Source organism: Leptolyngbya sp. PL-A3 (assembly GCF_039962325.1).
In the GTDB taxonomy this organism is placed as follows: Bacteria; Cyanobacteriota; Cyanobacteriia; order Elainellales; family Elainellaceae; genus Vacuolonema.
Genome location: NZ_JAMPLB010000023.1, coordinates 56,232 through 77,391, shown reverse-complemented (window position 1 = coordinate 77,391; position 21,160 = coordinate 56,232). Strand labels below are relative to the sequence as shown.

At 46.6% G+C, this 21,160-nt stretch carries 16 protein-coding genes; 5 read left to right on the top strand and 11 right to left on the bottom strand.

The window, feature by feature from the left end; genetic code table 11:
* Window positions 1-247 precede the first annotated feature (247 nt).
* Together NDI52_RS18095 and NDI52_RS18090 are read right to left on the bottom strand one after the other, a co-directional pair.
* Window positions 248-1,171 (bottom strand): DMT family transporter, encoded by a 924-nt coding sequence (locus NDI52_RS18095; protein WP_190773862.1) that lies wholly within the window; start codon window positions 1,169-1,171, stop codon window positions 248-250.
* 24 nt (window positions 1,172-1,195) lie between these two features.
* A complete protein-coding gene (locus tag NDI52_RS18090) occupies window positions 1,196-2,032 on the bottom strand; it encodes an AraC family transcriptional regulator (protein WP_190773861.1) in 837 nt (278 codons plus the stop codon).
* 707 nt (window positions 2,033-2,739) lie between these two features.
* Here NDI52_RS18090 and NDI52_RS18085 point away from each other — a divergent pair.
* Entirely contained in the window at window positions 2,740-3,225 is a 486-nt protein-coding gene (locus NDI52_RS18085; protein WP_190773860.1) for a hypothetical protein, read from the top strand.
* A gap of 207 nt (window positions 3,226-3,432) precedes the next feature.
* The gene (locus NDI52_RS18080; protein WP_190773859.1) at window positions 3,433-5,007 is read left to right on the top strand and encodes a glycerol-3-phosphate dehydrogenase/oxidase; all 1,575 of its coding nucleotides are present in this window, start codon (window positions 3,433-3,435) and stop codon (window positions 5,005-5,007) included.
* Window positions 5,008-5,140: 133 nt separating this feature from the next.
* On the opposite strand, the gene NDI52_RS18075 is transcribed toward NDI52_RS18080, so the two are convergent.
* From NDI52_RS18075 to NDI52_RS18060, 4 genes are all read right to left on the bottom strand, one after another.
* The gene (locus NDI52_RS18075) at window positions 5,141-6,406 is read right to left on the bottom strand and encodes a S41 family peptidase (protein ID WP_190773858.1); all 1,266 of its coding nucleotides are present in this window, start codon (window positions 6,404-6,406) and stop codon (window positions 5,141-5,143) included.
* Between the two features lie 120 nt (window positions 6,407-6,526).
* Entirely contained in the window at window positions 6,527-7,846 is a 1,320-nt protein-coding gene (locus tag NDI52_RS18070) for a response regulator (RefSeq protein WP_190773857.1), read from the bottom strand.
* An 80-nt stretch (window positions 7,847-7,926) separates the two neighbouring features.
* Complete coding sequence (locus NDI52_RS18065) at window positions 7,927-12,084, bottom strand: PAS domain S-box protein (RefSeq protein WP_190773856.1); 4,158 nt, start codon at window positions 12,082-12,084, stop codon at window positions 7,927-7,929.
* A gap of 488 nt (window positions 12,085-12,572) precedes the next feature.
* On the bottom strand, window positions 12,573-12,731 hold the full coding sequence (locus NDI52_RS18060) for a hypothetical protein (RefSeq protein ID WP_190773855.1): 159 nt from the start codon (window positions 12,729-12,731) through the stop codon (window positions 12,573-12,575).
* Between the two features lie 333 nt (window positions 12,732-13,064).
* On the opposite strand from NDI52_RS18060, the gene NDI52_RS18055 reads away from it, so the two are divergent.
* Entirely contained in the window at window positions 13,065-14,591 is a 1,527-nt protein-coding gene (locus tag NDI52_RS18055) for an FAD-dependent oxidoreductase (RefSeq protein ID WP_190773854.1), read from the top strand.
* 84 nt (window positions 14,592-14,675) lie between these two features.
* Here the strand turns inward: NDI52_RS18055 and NDI52_RS18050 are convergent, their stop codons facing one another.
* On the bottom strand, window positions 14,676-14,807 hold the full coding sequence (locus NDI52_RS18050) for a hypothetical protein (RefSeq protein WP_348256487.1): 132 nt from the start codon (window positions 14,805-14,807) through the stop codon (window positions 14,676-14,678).
* A 53-nt stretch (window positions 14,808-14,860) separates the two neighbouring features.
* Window positions 14,861-15,556: a Crp/Fnr family transcriptional regulator gene (locus NDI52_RS18045; protein ID WP_190789177.1), complete on the bottom strand. Its 696-nt coding sequence runs from the start codon at window positions 15,554-15,556 to the stop codon at window positions 14,861-14,863.
* A 237-nt stretch (window positions 15,557-15,793) separates the two neighbouring features.
* Between NDI52_RS18045 and hcp the strand changes: the two genes are divergently transcribed.
* Window positions 15,794-17,428 (top strand): hydroxylamine reductase, encoded by a 1,635-nt coding sequence (hcp, locus tag NDI52_RS18040; protein WP_190773852.1) that lies wholly within the window; start codon window positions 15,794-15,796, stop codon window positions 17,426-17,428.
* A 191-nt stretch (window positions 17,429-17,619) separates the two neighbouring features.
* Here the strand turns inward: hcp and NDI52_RS18035 are convergent, their stop codons facing one another.
* The 3 genes from NDI52_RS18035 to NDI52_RS18025 form a co-directional block, all read right to left on the bottom strand.
* The gene (locus NDI52_RS18035; RefSeq protein WP_348256486.1) at window positions 17,620-17,913 is read right to left on the bottom strand and encodes a hypothetical protein; all 294 of its coding nucleotides are present in this window, start codon (window positions 17,911-17,913) and stop codon (window positions 17,620-17,622) included.
* Between the two features lie 289 nt (window positions 17,914-18,202).
* Window positions 18,203-18,529 (bottom strand): tyrosine-type recombinase/integrase, encoded by a 327-nt coding sequence (locus tag NDI52_RS18030; protein WP_191132280.1) that lies wholly within the window; start codon window positions 18,527-18,529, stop codon window positions 18,203-18,205.
* Between the two features lie 26 nt (window positions 18,530-18,555).
* Window positions 18,556-20,133: an NERD domain-containing protein gene (locus tag NDI52_RS18025; protein WP_348256485.1), complete on the bottom strand. Its 1,578-nt coding sequence runs from the start codon at window positions 20,131-20,133 to the stop codon at window positions 18,556-18,558.
* 643 nt (window positions 20,134-20,776) lie between these two features.
* On the opposite strand from NDI52_RS18025, the gene NDI52_RS18020 reads away from it, so the two are divergent.
* Window positions 20,777-21,160, top strand: coding sequence for a hypothetical protein (locus tag NDI52_RS18020; RefSeq protein WP_191132278.1), 384 nt, complete (start codon window positions 20,777-20,779; stop codon window positions 21,158-21,160).

Genomic DNA, 21,160 nt, shown 5'->3' with positions numbered 1-21,160 from the left:
CAGATAAACTGCCTCACCTTTGCTTGGGTGAAACCTGTCTCAGCCAATCATTTACCATTCATGGGTAACGTATTAACTCTATTGCAGAACATTCAACTCCCTAGATGCATCTGACTTATTGAAGAGATTTCCACAGTAGTTACCTGATAACCTGCTTAAAAAGATTATTGTTTGTGCTTCAATCGCGAACAATAATCTTTTCAATGACCTTATCCCTATCCATACGGTACGCCCATCCATTGGCTTCTCAACGATTTTTAAAGGAGGCAGTAAATCGTTGAGGCATTGATAGCATTAAAATTCCAGTGAGTATTAGTATTGCACCAATGATACTTAATAAAGGCAAGTATTCATGGAGAAAAAGGGCGGCGATCGCAGCAGCAAAAATTGGTGTCATTAAGTTTAACGTTGTTGTTAGAACAGGAGACAGGTGTTTCGCTGCATAGCTATAGCAGAGGGTAGGAACGACGGTTGAGAGAATACCGAGGCCCCAGGCGATCGCTAACATATCAGGTTGAACGAGGGCATTGAGATACTGAGGTGTTGCAATCAGGGTAATTGGTAGTGTGATAACTGAACCAAGTGCAAATGTGATGAAAGCTACAAGAAGTGGATTGAGTAGAGGATGATTGATAGATTGGAATTTGAATAACGTTGCGTAAGTAAGCGTAACGATTGCAGACAAAAAAGCGAAGAATAAACCTGTTAAGTAAGTTGTTATATCACTACTATGTCCTTGTAGCTTGGGCAAAACAAACAGCACTAAGCCTCCAAACGACGTTATCGCTCCAATTCCTTCCATCGCAAGGATAGGTTTTTGCGAGAGAACTTTGACCGTAAGTCCCAGTAGAGGGGCAAGTCCAACGATGAGAACGACGTCACTAACAGGAGCAAGTTGAAAAGCTCGTACTGCAAATAAATAGTAAAACACCATTAAGCTGGATAACAGAATGGTCTGAGGATTGCGCACTAAACTGCGTAACTCTAATTGTAGGGAACGACGCATGATGAGAATAGGAAGGGTCGCCAGTAAGGCAATAACCAAGCGAACCGTCAATATTTCGAGGGTCGTGAACTGTGGCATTAGTTTGATAAACGTTCCTGTCAATCCCCAGCCCAGGGCTGCAAGGCAACCAGAACCAAGGGCAACAACGCGAGTAGAGCCTGACATGATTGTTTTCCAACGATATTGTGTTTAAAGTTCAGCTTTTAGCTGTGCTCGGTATTGCCCCGGTGTTACTCCAACCCAAGCTTTGAAGGTTTTTGTAAAGTGGCTTTGATCATTAAATCCCAGCTCAACAGCTAACTGTGCTAGTGAAGAGCTTTGCGAGAGGCGAGACTTTGCATGGGCAATGCGAATGTGTGTCAAATAGGCATGGGGAGGTAAGCCAACAGATTCACGAAAAATGCGGTTTAAGTGGAACGGGCTTCGATCGCAGAAGTTTGACAAGTCTTCTAAGGTAAGGTTTTGGCAGTAATAGGTGTGTAAATATCTCTTTATTTTCTGAACGAGCTGGTGATCTGGTTTATCGGTATGCTTGTTTGCTGCTTTATCAATAGCATGGCGCGCAACCAAAGTCTGAAGAATGGTCAGTAAACGTGTTTCTAGCTCCATACGATCGCTCATTGTCGATTGTTCTAATCGACAATGGAATTGTGCTAACTGCTGGAAGAGCGGGCGATCGCGAATGACAGGATTGGCAAAGAACGGTACTGACAGAGGTTGCTGGTCATTTCTGTTGAACCATGGCTGAAAGAGATAAGTGGGTGGATAGATAACCTTAAAACTCCAACCGGCATCAACGGCAGCCCAATTACTGTGGCCCTCGTCAGGCTGTAGGACAACAATGCTACCTGTGGGTGCGATATGGGTCTCGCCCCGATATTTCACGGCTTCAACCCCACTGATAATAATGCCAATGCAAAATTCTTCATGCACGTGGCGAGGAAATGTATGGGTTCGGTAGGTAGCGTGAAGTACTTCTAGATTGGTAAGCACTGGCGATCGCCAAACTTTTGCTTGTTCAGTCATGGCACAGTAGGGCGGCAACGTTCATCATAATAGGCTGCATTAATCCTTCTGTCTTGTAAAATCTTGCGGTCATGATGCACGCTCAGGGTCTGTCACTATCATTTCTCTAGCTTGCTCTAAGGGTTGTTTCTTCGTAGTATGCTTTGCACACGAGAAACAATCCTTAAAGCAGACTCTAGTATTTCAGGGTACCGATTTTGACGGAATGGGCAGGGTTTGTCCCATCCATCCTGTCGAAGTCGATGGTCTAAGTGGTACAGCCTAATTAAATATAAGATCGAAGTTGTGCCGCTTGCGAAGCAAGCGGCACAACTTCGATCTTATGAACTACTAAAGAAGTCGAAGTTTTGAATTATGGATTAATAAATAAAAATTTGAGCTTTAAGTATAGTTAGATATTTATTGATCTGGATTTAGGCATCAGTTTTATAGATATGTTTTAGGCAAATGGCGAGTTGCCCAACTTAACTAAACCAGAATTCTATGCCAGCTATGAAACAAGCAGTATAAAATTTTAAATTTTGTGTTTGATTATGCCCATTTATTTAAGTAAAAGTATCGAATATCAAAAAATAAATGAATATATTCTGGATACATAAAGCTCAATAAGAGCTGTGGTTTAAGATAAATTACTTGATGGTAATACCTCAATAAGGATGGGCAGACTACAAGCAATAGACCTTTAAATCTTAAGGAAAATTGCAATCATGGCGACAGCTACCGCAACGCACACGATTCGGCCTGAACTCGGTGATTTTAGCAGTATTGTTTGCTTCAAAGCATTAGTAACGGGAACAGAAGAAGCATTAGGAGAAAAAGCGGCTGCAATTGCACTGATCGCAGCTGGGCGCGTTCGGGGTAAGCAATTAGTGCAGGAGTTAGGGATGGCTGAAAAGCAAGTTAGTTTGGAGGAACTGTCCCAAATTCTTCAAAAGGCATTAGGTTCAGAAGGAACGCGTTTGTGTATTGTAGATAGAATTGTCGATGACAATAATACAATTCTAGTTTACTGCCGTGAAACCATTTGCTCTTCAGGTGAAGTTGCTGGTTCACCCCGAAATCTAACGTACACTTTGGGTGCCCTTCAAGGTGCTCTTGAGCAAGGCTTAGGCAAGCGTTTACGAGGAAAGCAGATTGAATCCATTCTGCGAGGTGGCACTCATGATGTTGTGGCATTTGAGGTGATCTCGTAACGTTATAGGGATCGCAAATCGACTTTATAGGCCGCTTCGTAGGGTGTAAGATGTGACTCATTTCTGATTCTTGTATTAAAAGCCAGAAGGGTGATTTTTCTGCCATGTTGTGACAGAAAGATCACCCTTCTGGCTTTTGGCTTTAGAAAGATGCAAGATCTGAGTAATGGTACGTTTGAGATAGGCGATCGCCGTTAGGATACCCTTATGACTACACACCTAACTCGAGAAAATATTCTCCTTACATTGCAACAGGTTGATGAGTGGGATGTGATTGTGATCGGCGGGGGTGCGACCGGGCTGGGTGCAGCGGTTGAAGCAGCCAGCCGAGGTTATCAGACGCTTTTACTGGAGAAGTATGATTTTGCCAAAGGGACCTCCAGTCGCTCAACCAAACTGGTTCATGGAGGAGTGCGATATTTGGCTCAGGGAAACCTTGCCTTGGTACGAGAAGCTCTACATGAACGTGGGCTGTTACATCGCAATGCCCCCCACCTCGTACACAACTTACCCTTGGTGGTGCCCAGTTATGCAGGCTGGTCGCAGCTCTACTACGGTGCAGGGCTGAAGCTCTATGACTTACTTTCAGGGCGATTAAGCTTCGGTCATAGTCAATTTCTTAATAAACAAAAAACTCTTGAACAGTTGCCGACATTGAATCAAAAAAAACTGCGAGGTGGCATTTTGTACCACGACGGTCAGTTTGATGATGCACGGTTGGCAATTACGCTAATGCGAACCTTGATTGATCAGGGAGGTGCGGCGTTGAATTATGCTCCAGTGATAGGTTTGATGAAAACTGCGGGGGCAATCGCAGGTGTGTTTGCACAAGATAGCGAGACACTTAAAACATTTGAGCTAAAAGCAAAGGTTGTTATCAATGCAACAGGTGTTTTTGTTGATGATGTGCGTCGGATGGATAATGCATCTGCGCCAACGATGCTCTCGCCCAGCCAAGGAATTCATGTCGTTGTAGACCAACGCTTTCTCCCGGGTCATTGTGCGCTGATGATTCCTCGTACAGAAGATGAACGAGTGCTCTTCGCATTGCCCTGGCACGGTAAAACGCTCATTGGTACAACGGATACTCCCGTTGAGCAACCGGAGTATGAACCTCGTCCTCTAGACCATGAGATTGACTTTATTTTACGAACGATCGCCCAATATCTGACGCCTGCTCCTGGGTGGTCGGATGTGCTCAGTGTGTTTGTGGGACAGCGCCCACTTGTGAAGGCCGATAACATGACATCGACGGCCGCTCTCTCACGGGAACATACAATTTCTGTGTCTGACTCCGGTCTAGTCACCATTACAGGAGGTAAATGGACGACTTACCGAAAGATGGGGGAGGATGTGGTGAACTCTGCAGTCAAGGAGCGAAAATTACCTCAAAAACCTTCGATAACGCGCGATTTAAGGCTTCACGGTTGGACGCAAACTCCTGTTGCTGCTCCATTGGATGTTTATGGCAGTGATGCCAGTCTGATTCAGCAAATGCCCGGAGCTCATCAATTACTGCACCCTGACTTGCCCTACTCAGAGGCTGAGATCCGCTGGGCTGCTCGCTATGAAATGGCTCGTACGGTAGAAGACGTGTTATCCAGGAGGACACGATCGCTGCTCTTAAACGCGGCCGCCAGCATAGAGGCTGCGCCCCGAGTCGCAGCAATTCTAGCCAATGAGTTAAATCGGGATGACAGTTGGCAGAAGGAACAAGTTTCAATGTATCAATCTTTAGCAATGGGCTACAAGCTGAACTCGCCTCAAGAACATCATGTTTGAGCCCTGCACCCGCATTACAACAAGCAAGGTTAAATGCCGATGATATAAAAGTGATGCGGCGCTTTGCGCCGCATCACTTTTATATCATCGGCTGATCTGATATTACAGATTAATTTCGTTACTGGAAATTTTCTTATTGAATAGCTTGAATAGCAGTGGCGATCGCCCGCTCCTTCTGTAGGTCTGCACCTTGAGCATAAGGTATTGAAGCTATTACCTCGACATCCGGCCTAACTCCTCGCCCTTCCAATCGTTCGCTTTGATTAATCAACACATCGGCGACTGCGACATAAAGCAAGGTGCCATCCTGCATCAAGAAGGGACGCCCTGCAACAACGGCCCCAGCGGTTGCTGCTCCCACAAGCGGTCCCACCCGTTCCTGCTGAAACCCATAGGCTAAAATTTCTTTACTGCTGCGGCTGCCTGCATTAATCAGCATGACAGCAGGCTTGTTCCAGTAGGTCGCATAGGTAAAAGGGTCGCGATCGCGTCCTCGATTGAGAATGGTTAGCCCCTTTCCCGTGAAAAAGTTGAGGTAGTCAAGATCTCCCCCACCCCAGCCATCTCGTAGATCCAGCACCAGTGCATCTGCATCGTGCAACTTTCCAGACATCAGCTCATTCAATAGCGTTTGTTGGTGTGGGTCGGCAGCATTTGACCAGATGTGGACATAACCGATGCGCTTGTTATCCTGTTCGATGATGCTGATGCTATCTTGCTGTGCCTCCAAAAACAAGGTTGTAGTGTCGAGGACTTGGGGAGTAACACTCACCTCTATCAGGGTATTGGGAGTGCGCCGCACCTGCATCTTGACGGCCTGTCCTGCTTTGCCTGCAAAGGACTGGATGGGATGAAAGGACGTATTCTCTACCGCTACAATTTCATCGCCTACCTGGAGTCCGGCGATCGCCCCCGGTCTTCCGTCTAGGACCCCGCTGATAAAAACTTTTCCGTCGATAGTTTGGGTAAAGATACCAATACCAGTATATTCAAACCGTCCATTGGGAAAAAGTTGTCGAGCGGCGGCAGGTAAATCTCGCATTGAGGGCTGAAAGATGCCCAGCAGTTGATAGTAGGCCGGTTCTTCAGGAGTGTAGAGGTGTGTATGGGAGGTGTGCAGTTCTGCCAACATGTCATTGATGACAGCGGCCGCTTCAGCCTGGGTTTGGGCTTGCCCAAAGATGGGTTGGTAGTGCGATCGCACCGCATTCCAATCGACCCCATTGAGGTTGGGGTCATAGAAATTATCCCGTACGGTTTTCCATGCCTCTTCAAATAGCGGAGTTGTTGTGGCTGTTGTGGCCGGAGTGAGCCGTTGCCACCCACCCACCGTTACTAGAATGGCAAACATGCCAAGGAGTAGCCAGCGAAGCATCCAGTGAGACCATCTACGACGCATGATTTTTCCCGTGGTAATAGCCCCTATCTTATATCTTTTCAATATGAAGCTGTGCCTAGTGTTCTACGTTTCCTGAGCAGGATATAGAACATTAGGCACAGCTTACTACTGAGCTAGAAGCTAGGCGGCGAAATAATTTTGTTGCTTCACTGGAATTTCAATGACAAACTCTGTGCCCTGTCCTGGAGCCGACTGGAAATAGAGCTTACCACCATGTTTTTCAACAACAATTTCATAGCTAATCGATAACCCTAACCCCGTTCCTTTACCGACAGACTTCGTTGTAAAGAACGGGTCAAATAATTTTGTCTGTATATTTTCGCTGATTCCTGGACCATTGTCTTTTATCCGGATGGTGACCCAGCGATCGTCTGAAGATTCAGTCCTGATATGAATTCTTCCGGGTTGTCTACTATCTTCTTTCCCTTGTGTACTACATTCCTCCAATGCATCAATAGCATTGGATAGGATGTTCATGAATACCTGATTCAATTGCCCTGCATAACATTCGATTGAGGGTAGTTCACCATATTCCCGAATGACTTCGATTGTGGTGAAGTCTGTTTTTGTTTTCAGGCGGTGGTGCAAAATTGTGAGTGTGCTATCAATGCCCTCATGAATGTCCACGGCTTTCGCTTCGACCTCATCCAGGCGGGAAAAGATCCGCATAGATTTGACAATTTCATGAATCCGCTGTGCCCCTAGAGTCATTGAATTGAAAAGCTTGAAGAGGTCATCCTGAATAAAGGGTAAATCGATCGCATCTTGCTCAGCCTGAATACGAGGGGTCGGTTTGGGGTACTCCTCTTGGTAAAGGCTGAGTAATCCTGTGATGTCCTCCATATACTCCTTTGCATGAACCAGATTGCCATAAATGAAATTCACAGGGTTATTAATTTCATGAGCGATTCCAGCCGCCATCTGTCCCAATCCAGACATTTTTTCACTCTGCACGAGTTGGAGTTGCATCTGCTGTAAGTTGCGATAAGCCTGGTTTGTTTCTACAACTTGTTGTTCTAGTAATAGATTTTTCTCTTCCAACTTTTTGGACAGATCTGCAATTTTGAGATGTAGTTGAACACGGGCTACTACTTCTTCTTGCTGGAAAGGTTTTGTAATGTAATCAACAGCTCCAAGTTGAAATCCCTCAACTTTATGATCAATATCTGAAAGGGCCGTCATAAAGATGACAGGTACTCCCCTTGCCGCTGGGTTTGCTTTGAGTCGGCGACACGTTTCAAACCCATCCACATCCGGCATCATTACATCTAACAGAATCAAATCGGGTAGCGCATAGTTGACGCGTTCTAAAGCCGTTTTTCCAGATTGTGCGACCCACACTTCTACTCCTGCTTGGTCGAGCGTATCGGATAAAACTCCTAAATTTGCAGGATTATCGTCAACGATGAGCACGACTGCATTCTGCTTAGCTGGATTCATAGTTCTAACAGGTGGACTCGGTGAACCTTGTGGACTTGGAAGCAATTTTATCTGGGCAATAAGCCCAAGCCGTGAATGGGTTAATCTTCCGGCTGGCAGGACTGAATGAGGGCAAGAATTTCTTGGTCCTGAAATTTTTTGGCCAGTTGAAGAAGTTTTTGGGCAAAGGGACTGTATTTCGAATCCATCTGTTCGAGTGATGCTGCCCGTTTCGTGATGCCAATAAAGTTACCCTTCATGGCTAACTCATGTAGTGCCTCTAGCTCCGTTGTCGGGGGAGCAACAAGTTCTTCAGAACTCGTTTCGGGTTTTGTTAATAGTTCCTGCTCTTCGTAGAGCCATTGCAGATGCAAATGCTTTTGTAATTTCTGGAGTAACTCAGTTGCCAATACAGGTTTAGCCAGAAAATCATTACCTCCGGCCTCAATGCTACGGTACTGATCCGTCTCAAAGACACTGGCCGATGAAACGATGATGATCAAGTCTTGAAATGCTGTAGAGGCTCGAATCTGTGTGATCAGTTCAAACCCATCAAGACCGGGCATCAACAGATCTGTAATGACGAGATCGGGCCGAGCATCAACAACCTTCTGCCAACCGTCAGTCCCATCTATGGCCTCGATAACCTCAAAGCCAATAGGACTTAAAAGATTGGAAATTACCGATCGGTTTTCCCATTTGTCATCAACAATAAGGATTTTCGGCTGGCAGTTTCTGATGCCAATAATTTGACCATAATGGTCCAATTGAGATGTTTTTACCCATTCATCTGCTTGAGGTAGCTCCACATCAAACCAGAAGATACTGCCAACCCCCACTTCACTATGAACTTGAATGGTGCTACCCATTAACTCGACAATTTCTCGGCTAATCGCTAACCCCAATCCGGTTCCTTCGGATTGGTATCTCATGTCACTCACTTGCTCAAACGGTTGGAAAATGTTTGGGAGATTTTGAGGAGAGATGCCAATGCCTGTATCTTGGATAGAAAATCGAATCTTACCTGCTGACGCAAAACTAACGGTGAAGGTGACACTGCCTGAATCTGTAAATTTGATCGCATTGCTTAGTAGGTTAATCAAAACCTGACGCAAGCGTTTCTCATCAGCTCGGATGCCAGTTGGCAATTCGGAGGCTGACTCGTAGCGAAATTGGATGCCTTTCAGCTCAGCACGAATGCGGCACATTTCAGCAACACCTTGAAGAAAGGCAGGAAAATGGAAATCTGTTGGCCTCAATTCCACTTTCCGAGCTTCAATTTTTGACAGGTCTAAAATGTCATTAATGAGTGTTAGCAAATGACTTCCGCATTTATGGATGACGTCAATGCGCGCTCGATCTTCGTCATTTAGTGTCTTGGCGCGCTGGAGAACCTGGGCATACCCGATGACGCCATTGAGGGGAGTTCGTAATTCATGGCTCATATTCGCCAGGAATTCGCTCTTGGCCCGGTTGGCAGCTTCTGCGGCTTCCTTAGCCTGAGTCAAGGCAACCTCGGCTTGCTTCCGCTCAGTGATGTCAGTGGAGATGCCACAAAGGGCATAGGGCATCCCTTCCTCGGTTAGTAAGGGAAATTTGAGGGAAAGGTAGGTGTGTAGCCCATCATCATGAGGTGCAACTTCCTCCCACTGCATTGCTTTTCCGGTTTCCAAGACAGCTCTATCATTCGCGTCGAAGGCATCGGCTAAATCATACTCAAATAGATCACGGTTTTGCTTACCAGCAATTTCAGCCTTACTCAAGTGAAAGAGGGCTTCAAACTGCCGATTCACCGTAATAAAGTGTCCCTGCGTATCCTTCATGTAGATGACGGCAGGCGAATTGTCGAGAATTGCTTGTAGTCGCTCTTCACTTTGGCGTAAAGCTAGTTCGGCTTGCTTGCGCTCTGTAATGTTTTCGCTAAATAAGATGACACCACCAATTTCTCCGATCGCCGTATACCACGGGCGTAATGACCAGCGAATCCACTCTACAGAACCATCGCTGCGGATGAAGGGGTCTTCCTCACGCTGCTCGATCGCGCCAGCTAAACAGCGTTGATGAATCTGCTTCCATTCCTCAGAAATTTCTGGGAAGGCTTCGTAGTGCGATCGCCCAATAATGTCATGGTCAAAGCCATATTCGTCTAGCCATCTCTGGCTGACGGCTAGGTAATGCATCATTTCATCAAACATGACAATCGAAATGGGTGCATATTCAATAAACTGCCGCAGACGGGTCTCCTTCTCCTGCAAGGCGATTTCTGAGCGTTTGCGATCGCTGATATCGCGACAAACAATTACGCCTCCTTGCAAGTGTCCAGCTTCGTCTTTCAGCGGCTCACCATTGATTAATATCCACGCCCCCTCGGGTGCTTGAGCGTGACGAACAAACATCTCGATGGCTTTGGCTTCTTCGCCTCGAATGGCTCGTGCTAGAGGAAGTTCATCGCTTGGAAACGGTGTAATCTGGTCGGGTAGAAATAAACCATACTGCTGTGACCAATCATCCTTATAAGTTGCTGTGGCACCCTTACCAAATATCTGTTCAGCAGCCGGGTTGAAAATCAGAAATTGCTCCTCTCTATCTGCAACAATGATACCGTCGCTTATAGAATGAAGAATGAGTTGTAATAACTTTGTCTGTTCCTGCAATACATCTTCAGCTTGTTTGCGATCGGTTATGTCAGTTTGAATAGAAACATATTGGTAGATCTCTCCATGTTCATCCACCAACGGTACGATCGTTGTATCAGTCCAATAGGCTGTTCCATCTCTATCAATATTCTGAAGCTCTCCCCGCCAAACTTTTCCATCCATAATGCTTTGTTCCATTTGGTTGAAAAAATCTTGTGAATGGTATTCCGATTTTAGAATGTGATAAGGTTTTCCAATTAATTCATTCCGGTTATATTTCGAGATCTCACAGAACTTGTCATTAACAAGCGAAAGAATTCCCTGGCCATCGGTTATGGCAACAATTGACGCCTGATCCAAAGCAAATTGAATATTGATATAATTCCGAGTTTGCTTCTTGACTTGTTTCTCAAGGTTGGAATTGAGGGCTCGAACCTGAGCCTGAAGTTGGTGCTGTGCAACAGCAAATGCAAAATGAATTTCGATGGCCTGAGCCAGGTTCAGATCTGTCTCTGTCCATCCTTGTGCCTGCTTCGTTCGGTGTTCTCGCCACTGCTCGAAGGACTGACGCGGTAGGCTTTGGCGCTCGTCTGGGTCAAACTTTCCTGCCCACAAACGTTCCGTTTCGATTTCATTGCGGAAGAGTGTCAAAAAGCCGACGATTTGCTGTCCCTGTCGTAACGGAAGGATGAGTAGACTCCGAATAGGTGTGTTGTGAAACAGCCCTACTAGGGGAAGACATTGTTCGTCCTGATAGAGATCGGTGATAGCTAGAACATCTGAGACAGTACAAGCTTGCCATGGCAAACGCTGTTCTAAAGGCTGAGTATCTGCTCTCTGCTCAGCCTGAGGTTGGATGCCGCATGTGTAAACTTCAGGGGATTGTTGAAGATGACTTGGCAGTAGAAATAGCCTGCCACCTGACCCATTGAGGGATTTAACGGTAGCTTCCAGAGCAGATTGAAAGGGATGGTCAGGGCTGCAATGCAATAGGGTCGCGATGTGATTGGCGACGCTCTCCCGATGGGCTTGTGCCTGTACTTGGCTAAGTAGAGTGGATTGAGCGATCGCAACTTCCACCTGATCCACAACTAATTGCAAGAAATGCAAATTGACTGGGGAAACAGTCTGAGGCTGGGAATGATGGGCTACCAGCAGCCCCCACAACTCTTCCTCCTGCACAATCGGAACGACGACGGATGATTGCACGCCCATTGCTTTGAGATACTCAATATGGCAGGGGTCAACGGGGCGGTATTGAATAGTTTCTGCCTGTTCAAGCGTATCTGGCTTGCTCCAACCGATTTGCCGGGCAGACAAATCAACGATGGAACGTTGCCGCGTCTGCAAGTAAAGTGCTCTGGCCTCAGGCGGGATATCATCGGCCGGAAAGTGCAATCCCATCAGAGACGGTAGCCGATTGTCTTCAAGTGCCTCTGCAATGACTTCCCCATGTTCATCCGACCAGAATCGATAGACCATAACTCGGTCTGTCTTCAAAAATGCTCGAATCTCTGCAACGGTCGCCTGTAAAATTTCCTGCAGTTGAAGAGATTGCCTGATACGAGTTGTTATTCGGTGCAGCAAATCATATTGTGACGACAAAAGTTGCAATTTGGACATGAACGTGCCAGGGAACTAGGGTGAAAAGAGGCCATACAGAGCCCTCTGCTCCCAGCGTTCCCAACCATTATCTAGTATTAACATCTATTAAATAGATAAAACTGGGTGGTTTTTAGAATGAGATAAAAGAAACAAATTTACTTCTCTTGAGAAATCTATCCAAAGATAGTTTTTGAGATCAAAAAAGTTTTCTACCTCTAATTCAATTAGCCAACGCTGCTTTTTTAGACTGGATCATAGGTGGAAATTGTGATATTTGCTATCTCAGTTAAGGGGACTATCTTAAGACAAATTCCTACTCTTGGAAAACTTCACTTGAATGAAGATACCCATTTATAGGCATAGATTAACGATTTTTCAAACCGTTCTTAAGGTTGAGCAAATCAATTGCTGTTGGATATTGTGGTTTAGTTTTGACTCGAATTCGGCGTAGAAGCCCGAATAGCATGTTAAGTGTGAGTGCGATCGGAAACAGCTTTCCAGGTGACCTACCTCAGCAATAATACGGAAAGTTGGAAGGTGGCATAGGAGCGATCCGTAACCTTGCGGTGAGGGGCGATCGCACTCACCCCCACAAGGGAAAGCGTAAGCCATATTGTACTGAGGAACACAAACGAAACAAATTGCAGTTCTTGTGGGTTGGGCATCCTGTCTATCCAGAATGGGCAAGATGCTCACCCCACAATTTATTCATCTGTAATTTTTAGCCAATCAGATCTTCGGCTACAAAAGATACTTGTATCTTCTCAGAGATTCTTTTATGGATTCCTTACGTTGAAGGTGTTGCGATCGCCAACTGTACCAAATCAATAGGAAGTTGTACAGAATGGGAGGTGTGGTGCGTACGTGCCACACCTCCCATTCTGTATATAAAAACGGTATTACAAGAATTGCAACATTGGGCTAGTGGAACCCAGACAAAAACGGGAGACCGATTCATACTGCTATGTTTGAAGTAGGTGAAACTGAGATCTCAACTGATGAATCAAACTCAAGAACGTCCCAAAGTCGTCATCGTTGGAGCCGGGTGGGCTGGCTTAGGAGCCGCTTACCATTTAGTACACCAGGGATACGATGTTACTCTCCTGGAAGCAGGGGGATACCCAGGTGGACTGGTCGCTGGGTGGAAAACAGCACAGGGGCGGGCTGTCGAAGCTGGCATCCATGGCTTCTGGTATCCTTACCGCAATATCTTTGCTTTAGTGAAACAATTAGGCTTGAGTCCGTTTACCGATTGGACTCGCTCATCTCAATATTCACCGGCTGGTTTAGAAGTCGAGTCACCCATTTTTCAACAGGAACCCCGGCTTCCCACACCTCTGGGAACCTTTCTGTATACCCGATTTAAGCGGTTGCCGTTGAGCGATCGCCTCTCGGCCTTACCCCTGCTCTATGCCATCATCGATTTTGACAATTCTGATGCTGCATGGCGACGGTATGACCCGGTTACAGCTCGTGAACTCTTTAAGCAATTTGGGGTGTCGGCTCGTCTCTACAAAGAGTCGTTTGAGCCAATGTTGTTGGTAGGCTTGTTTGCTCCGGGAGAACAATGTTCGGCGGCAGCGGCGTTAGGTATGTTGTATTACTTCATCCTGGCTCACCAGCCTGACTTTGATGTGGTATGGTGCCGTGGCACTGTGGGGGAGCAGATCTTTCGTCCCTGGGTTGAGCAAATTGAGCGGACAGGTGGACGGGTTCTGACTCAGCGGCGAGTGACCGATTTAATCCTTAAATCACAGGACGGGGGTGATGGCACTCAAGTTGCTGGCGTGGTGTGCGGTGATGAAAGGTTCGAGGCCGACGCTGTGATTTTCGCAGTCGGCGTAACGGGAATGCAAAAAATCGTCAGTAACAGTTCGACACTTCGACAGTTCCCTGAATTTTGTGACCTGATGAATTTGGGTGCAATTGATGTGCTGGCAACCCGGCTTTGGTTTGATCGCAAAGTCCCTGTGCCCCTGCCGTCTAATGCGTGCTTTGGGTTTGATGCCACAACCGGATGGACATTTTTTGATCTCAACACGCTGCATGATGAATGGAAGAATGAAGCGGGGAGTGTGATTGAAGCAGATTTTTATCATGCTAATCAATTGTTACCGCTAGATGATGAACAAATTATTGCTAAAGTGCATCAAGATCTAACAACCTGTGTACCGCAATTTTGTGACGCTAAGGTGATTGATAGTAGCGTTGTGCGATTACCTAGAGCTGTCACGCACTTCTCTCCTGGTAGCTATCAATCTATGTTGTCTGGAAGAACGAGTGTATCCAATCTGTTTATGAGTGGGGATTGGATTATTACGCGTCATGGTTCCTGGTCACAGGAAAAAGCGTATGTAACTGGACTGGAAGCTGCTAATCGAGTGATTGAACAGTTTGGTATAGGTACGTCTGCCCCCATTGTTCCAGTGGAACCAGATGAACCTCATATTGAATTTGCACGTACAGCCAATCGTAGCTTGAGAGACTGGTCTAGTCGATTGCTGCCGTCTCTATGGCTGCCGTGACAATTCCTTTAGAGCGTGCTTTAAAGCTCATAGGAAGGGTTGTTTTTTCGTGCGAGAAGCACACGAAAAAATAACTTTTATTGGTTAATGCTTGAAGAGCTGCGAGGATCGCAGCTCTTCAAGCATTAAGGAGGTTTCTGCATAAGAATTTACCCAGAATGTTGGTGCTTTGCCCGCGAAGCGGGCAAAGCACCAACATTCTGGGGGTAATTTCATTACTGGAAATCTCCTAACTCTGGTTCTAAGTGCGTAGCGCGATAAAACACGGCCTAATCACGGTGGCCTAACTCACGAAGGCGATCGCGATTGCACAACCGAATTGTTGTCCCGGTTATTTCAATTACGCCTTCCTGGCTCAATTTGTAAAAGGTGCGCGACAATGTCTCGGGGATGGTGCCCAGGAGGGCCGCCAGTTGCCCTTTCGGTAAATCCAATTCAACAATGTCAGATTGGCTGTCGCGATCGCTTAAATTCAACAAATAATTCGCTAATCGTTGCGGTACATCCTTAAAAGAAAGGGAGTCTACCAGATGGGCTAACCGCCGTAGATGGCGAGCAAAGGTGCTGAGCATGGCGATCGCCAGAGTGGGATGTTGCTCCAGCACAATCAAAAACGTTGCCCGTGGGATAAATAGGACTTCTACAGATTCAAGCGCTGCAGCCGAGGCTGGAAACTGCCCTCCATCAAAAGCTGGCACCTCTGCAAAGTATTCCTCAGGCCCAAAAATATGCAGGATTTGCTCTTTGCCATCCTTCCCTACTTTGAACACCTTGACTCTGCCAGACTTGACAATAAAGAAGCCTGTTCCCTCATCACCCTCCAGAAATAGAGTTTCACCCCGTCGATAGGTTTGTGGGATGGCAATCACGGCCAGGGCAGCAACATGCTCATCTGAAGCGGTCTGAAAAATGGGTGTTTGTCTGAGAAAGCGTTGAATATCTGCTATACGCTCACTAATCGCCATAAGTGCTTCCGTTCCTACTTACCCTAATTTATCAACTCCCAAACTGACGCAGTTCTGCTGGGGTATATCCCACTTTTGTGAGTGAGGTGGGCTAAGCCCACCTCACTCACAAAAGTGGGTTTCCAAATCTGAAGGTTGCCATGTTTACAAACCTTTTCATTGCTTTTGACTTAGGTCAAAGAATCCTCTGGCGATCGCTCATAGGCTAAGAGCATGAAGGATTGGAGTTGAGATTTTATGTTCTGCAATCAATGTGAGCAAACAACCCGTGGTGATGTGTGTCAGCAGTGGGGAGCCTGTGGTAAGAACCCAGACGTCGATGCACTACAAGACCTGCTCGTGCATTGTTTGCGTGGGCTATCACAGGTGGCGTTGCAAGCCCGGTTCCTGGACATTAACAGCCGGGAAGTGAATGAGTTTACCTGTGAAATGCTATTTGCAACACTGACTAATGTGAATTTTGTTCCAGAAGACTTCTCGGCATTTATCAACCGGGCGATCGCGCTTCGGGAAGGGCTTCAGCAACAAATTCAGGCGGCAGGGCATAAGCGGGTAGAGACACCGATTGCCCAGTTTAAGCCCGCCAGCAATCTACAACAGCGTATTCAACAAGGACGTGACCTGGAGATCGAATTTATCAGTCAATCCAGCCAGGATGTTGATATTTTCTCGCTGCGCTTGACAGTATTGTATGGCTTGAAAGGTGTTGCTGCCTATGCATTCCATGCTGCTGAGTTAAACCAGTCGGATGAAGATCTTTATACCTTCTTCCATGAAGTCTTAGCTAATCTTGATACCAACACTATGACGTTGGAGCAGTGGGTTCAGCTTGCGCTTCAGGTTGGAAAAATGAACCTGAAAGCGATGGAACTGCTGGATGCAGGTAACACGGAAACCTTTGGCCATCCCGTTCCTACCCCTGTTCCCCTGGGCAATTTAGCCGGTAAAGCAATCCTTGTCTCTGGTCATGACCTGCTCCACCTGCGGGCGATTCTAGAACAGACGGCTGGTACTGGAATTACCGTCTATACCCACGGAGAACTGTTGCCCGCTCATGGTTATCCGAAACTGAAGCAAACCTATCCTCATCTCTATGGCCATTACGGCACGGCATGGCAAAACCAAACTCAGGAGTTTGAAGCCTTCCCCGGGGCGATCGTGATGACGACCAACTGCCTCATGCCACCCCGTGATTCCTATAAAGATCGGGTTTTCACCCTTGGCCCGGTTGGATTCCCCGGTTTGCAGCACATCAATCTGCACGATATTTCACTCATTCTTCAAAAAGCTCAGGAATTACCGGGATTTGAAGCCGCAAGTGAGCGCGGTACCGTTACGACCGGATTTGCCCACAATGCTGTATTGGGAGTCGCAGATACGGTCATTGATGCCGTGAAGCAAGGCCAAATTCGCCACTTCTTCCTGGTGGGCGGGTGTGATGGTGCGAAGTCGGGTCGTAACTACTACACCGACTTGGTAGACTCCATGCCTCAGGATTGTGTGGTGCTGACTTTGGGCTGTGGCAAATTCCGCTTCTTTGACCATGACCTGGGAACCATTGGCGGTATTCCCCGCTTATTGGATGTCGGTCAGTGCAACGATGCCTATTCCGCCATTCAGATTGCAGTAGCCCTGGCTAAAGCGTTTGAGGTTGATGTGAATCAACTGCCGCTATCAATGGTGCTGTCCTGGTATGAGCAGAAGGCGATCGCCGTTCTTCTCACGCTTCTTTCCCTGGGCATTCAAAACATTCGCATTGGCCCTACCTTGCCAGCCTTTCTCTCTCCCAACGTGGTGAAGTTACTCTCCGAAACCTACAATCTCAAACTCATCACAACACCAGAAACAGACTTGGCGGCTTGTCTGAGTTAACAGCTTAACTACAGCCATCTAAGGACGTTTCTGCATAAGAATTTACCCAGGATGTTGGTGTTTTGGCCGCTTCGCGGCCAAAACACCAACATCCTGGGGGGTAATTTCATTGCTGGAAATCTCCTAAGAGGGTGTGGCGCACAGCGCCACACCCTCTTAATGAACCGCTATCAGCAAAGGGGGCAACCCAATCAAGCCGATAATGGAAAACCGGCGGCCAGCAGCCAAGCGAACAAAAGGCTAGAACCGATCGCATACACCCAGGCTTGGTTCAGTAACCCTGCAACCAGAGATAGAATCCCCATCAACAATGGAAAGAGCGGTAGAAGTAGGAACATAAATCCCAGTTGAGGCAAGAAGTATAGGGTCAACACAAAACCTCCAATGAGAACACAGCTCTGCCCCAACCACCAGAGAACCCGTCTGCCAATGCTGATATTCTGCTGCACAATTCCGGAGGCCAAGAACCAGGTGGGATTTTGCAACTCGGTTTACCAACTTGAAGTGCTACAACTCCTGTTGTTTCGTTGCAGTCAATCACCCACAGTAATAACGGTCCACCAATTTTCTTCGATTCATAGTGCTCTTCGTAGGCATTTTTGTGCAACTCGGTTGACCAATATTTGAAACACATTCTGCACAAGGTTTTGGGGCAGTAATTATGTAATGGACTTTCTTCAGCAGGAGGGATGGAAGATGTCAAGGGATACTCCCTTCCTATAGCTTCAACTCCATATCTCCTACTACACAAACTATGAGCAAACACCGCAAGAATTATTCCCCAAATGCCCGAAAAAAAGCTTCTTCCGCTGCCGCCATTCGTCTGCCTTTTACATATCGTTCAAATACCCGCTCTGATTTATGTCCTGTCAGGCTTCTAGCAAGGAAGGTATCAATCCCTAACTCAACCAACTCCGTTGCATAGGTGTGACGAAAGCGGTGCGGGGTGAGATCTGTAATACCTGTAGCTTCGCTAAGTTTAACTTTTGTGAAGTAGTAAATTCCTTGGTAACCCAGTCTTTGCCCTGGGCTGCGGAAATCGTAGGAAAGGAATAAAGGACTTTCGTCTGTCAGTATTTCTCGTTGCGTTGCTTTTTGCACATAACTTTGCCCAGTTCGTCGTCGCTCTAGATAGGTGTTAATGCCCGATACACGATCGCCATCTCGTTCCAGGGCGTACCCTTTTCGTGAAACTGCTGCACCTGCTCCAACAAGTACTCGGTTTCTCGTTGAAAGCTGGGTAGTTTAATCAGTTGGGGAGCGGAACCACGCCGCCCTGCACCCTGAGGATGAACCAACGGTGGAGTATCTTCCTCCGGTTCCAGCGCAGGTGTCAGAACTTCCTTGGCAAATTCATAGGCTAGGGTCAAAATCTCATGGGTATTGCGGTAGTTAATCTTAAGTACCGTCGTTCTGCCTTGTGCCTGGATACCCAAACTTTTGAAGGTAAACTTTCGCTTTTGTTGTTGCTCATAAATGCTTTGAGCATCATCGTACAGTAGTAGCAGTGAGTTGGTTTGAGGGTCTACCATTTGTGCCGCCAACTTCAACCATTCAGGGCGAAAGTCGTGCCCTTCATCAATCATCACTGCTCCATATCTAGCAGCCGGGATGATGTTTGCCTCTACAGCCCGGATTGCCCGTTGTACTAATTCCTCAACGTAAGCTGCCCCTCGAAATTCATTGGTACTTGGTTTAGGAACTCGGTAAAACCTAAGTTGTTCAGTGATCCAGCCATGAAAATGCCGAACGGTAACCCGATTGCCAATTCCCTTCTCATGAAGCATCTGTCGCAGTTTGGCAGCCAGGGAGACGTTGAAGCATAAAACCAGGATAGGTTTGCTGCTCTGCTCAACCAGATGAAGGCACCGATACACCAGAATCAATGTTTTTCCAGATCCTGCCACCCCATGAACCACTCGATGCCCATCTCCTAGACTCCGAGCAAGTTGCTCCTGCTGAATGTCCATCACATGGAGAAGATCGGGAATTTGAATATCTTGCCCTTCTGAACTTAGCTCCTCTACCGAGATGGAATGGAGGCGATGTGAAGCAGTTTCCCCTACGGGGTAATCGCCAATTCGGACTTCTGGAAACAGGTGCCAGCGAATGCGATCAACTTGGGTCAGGGTAAGTGGTTCACCGAACTCATATGTGCTAAGATTCCAGAGCCGTTGCTGAAACTCATAAGCATCAACCTGCTCGTACATCTCATCCTGGCAAATCACCAAATTTGGCTCAAAAACAGCCTGTAGGCCCTCTTCAGCCTCAAACTGCTTGCGGGTGATATTGGTACAAACAACCCCATAGTTGACGGGGAAGGCGAGCTTACCCTTATACCGTCCTTCAATCTGGACTAACAGGCGATCGCACTCCAACAATTGCTTTACAGCTAACGCATAGTCTCTCGCCTGCTTCAGAGGATTTTTCTCCTCCTTTTTTCCATCAGCAGTTAACAGGGTTGCTGTCTCTGGGTTGATCCGGGCGATCGTACTGATTTTCCAGTCTTTAACCTCCAGGACAAAGATGCCCCGTAGAGGATGCAGCACAATGAAGTCGGGGTGAAGACGCTTGCACCTGATCGGTACGTTATACCAAAGTAAATAATCGTCCTCTAGCTTATCCTCTAACCTTTGAGCAAATCGCCGCTCACCAGAGGTCATGCGTTGAGAGCAACTATTAAAGGCAGGAATAAGCGTCGCCATAAGGAGTGTTGAAGAAGTCTATGACCATAGTATTCCCCGTAGACATACACAGCTTAAACCAGTTAGCTGCAAGGTCTGCGGGAGTTAACAGTTGCGCGATACACCTGCATACAGACTTGAACAGGGTAAAGGTGTAAAGGATAAGGACTGTATTCAGTTTTTGCATAGGTATTACCCAAGCTACATCTCTATTGGACGGATCATCCTGACAGATAACTGATCCGTTCACCTTGCTTTAGGCGTGCGAGAGGCAATTGAGGCAGTGAGAGCAAAGATTGCATTTCTGCCACTTTTCTCCTCCTACCTTTCACTGACTAAGTTATGTTGGTCAAAATTCAAGCAGCTGTTGCGATCGTCAAGGTTGAGGTGAGAGGACCAGACGAGAAGATGTGAGTTTTGGCACAAAGCAATTTCAGTCTGTAGAAGAAGCAATCGAGAGCACTGCATGATGATCGCCCTACCAATTCACAAGGTAAAACCCAAGAAGGCAACTATGAAGTTTGGAATGAAACTGGTCACCAGGTTAGACTACTGATACGAATTAGAAGATTTTTTTACAAGAGCGCAAGGCATAGTAGCTGAGTAGGGGTGAGGTTTTCATACAAATGCTTAGTCATTTATATTTTGTGAGGGAGAATTCGCAATGAAAGCTGAAATTAAATTAGTAGGCAATGTAGACGAGGAAGATTCTTATGCATTGTCAGACTTAGCGATCCTGCTTGAGCAGGAATGCGATGCTTTAGTTGAGCAGGAGCGTCAATCAGTTGAAGGCGGAGTAAAGGATGGAGGACTAGTTATAGCCCTAACCGTTGTTGGGTTAGCGCTTTCTGCTATTAGTACGCTTGTTTCTGTTCTTTCTTATTGGGAATCTAAGCAGAAAGCTGAACAGGTCAAATATTCGGTTTCCATTGTTATCGGTAATAAAACTTTTACGTTAGAAAACTTGAAACCAGAGCAAGTTGAATCGGAACTAGCTAGATTCAAAGCAGGTGAAGAAGCAATTCAAGTTCAAGTGTTACGTCAGTGA

Excerpts from the sequence above, each read along its gene's own strand:
- NDI52_RS18065 (WP_190773856.1), bottom strand. The coding sequence starts at position 12,084 with ATGTCCAAATTGCAACTTTTGTCGTCACAATATGATTTGCTGCACCGA.
- NDI52_RS18050 (WP_348256487.1), bottom strand. The coding sequence starts at position 14,807 with ATGAAATTACCCCCAGAATGTTGGTGCTTTGCCCGCTTCGCGGGCAAA.
- NDI52_RS18095 (WP_190773862.1), bottom strand. The coding sequence starts at position 1,171 with ATGTCAGGCTCTACTCGCGTTGTTGCCCTTGGTTCTGGTTGCCTTGCA.
- NDI52_RS18060 (WP_190773855.1), bottom strand. The coding sequence starts at position 12,731 with ATGCCCAACCCACAAGAACTGCAATTTGTTTCGTTTGTGTTCCTCAGT.
- NDI52_RS18070 (WP_190773857.1), bottom strand. The coding sequence starts at position 7,846 with ATGAATCCAGCTAAGCAGAATGCAGTCGTGCTCATCGTTGACGATAAT.
- NDI52_RS18045 (WP_190789177.1), bottom strand. The coding sequence starts at position 15,556 with ATGGCGATTAGTGAGCGTATAGCAGATATTCAACGCTTTCTCAGACAA.
- hcp (WP_190773852.1), top strand. The coding sequence starts at position 15,794 with ATGTTCTGCAATCAATGTGAGCAAACAACCCGTGGTGATGTGTGTCAG.
- NDI52_RS18025 (WP_348256485.1), bottom strand. The coding sequence starts at position 20,133 with ATGGCGACGCTTATTCCTGCCTTTAATAGTTGCTCTCAACGCATGACC.
- NDI52_RS18055 (WP_190773854.1), top strand. The coding sequence starts at position 13,065 with ATGAATCAAACTCAAGAACGTCCCAAAGTCGTCATCGTTGGAGCCGGG.
- NDI52_RS18090 (WP_190773861.1), bottom strand. The coding sequence starts at position 2,032 with ATGACTGAACAAGCAAAAGTTTGGCGATCGCCAGTGCTTACCAATCTA.
- NDI52_RS18020 (WP_191132278.1), top strand. The coding sequence starts at position 20,777 with ATGAAAGCTGAAATTAAATTAGTAGGCAATGTAGACGAGGAAGATTCT.
- NDI52_RS18080 (WP_190773859.1), top strand. The coding sequence starts at position 3,433 with ATGACTACACACCTAACTCGAGAAAATATTCTCCTTACATTGCAACAG.
- NDI52_RS18075 (WP_190773858.1), bottom strand. The coding sequence starts at position 6,406 with ATGCGTCGTAGATGGTCTCACTGGATGCTTCGCTGGCTACTCCTTGGC.
- NDI52_RS18085 (WP_190773860.1), top strand. The coding sequence starts at position 2,740 with ATGGCGACAGCTACCGCAACGCACACGATTCGGCCTGAACTCGGTGAT.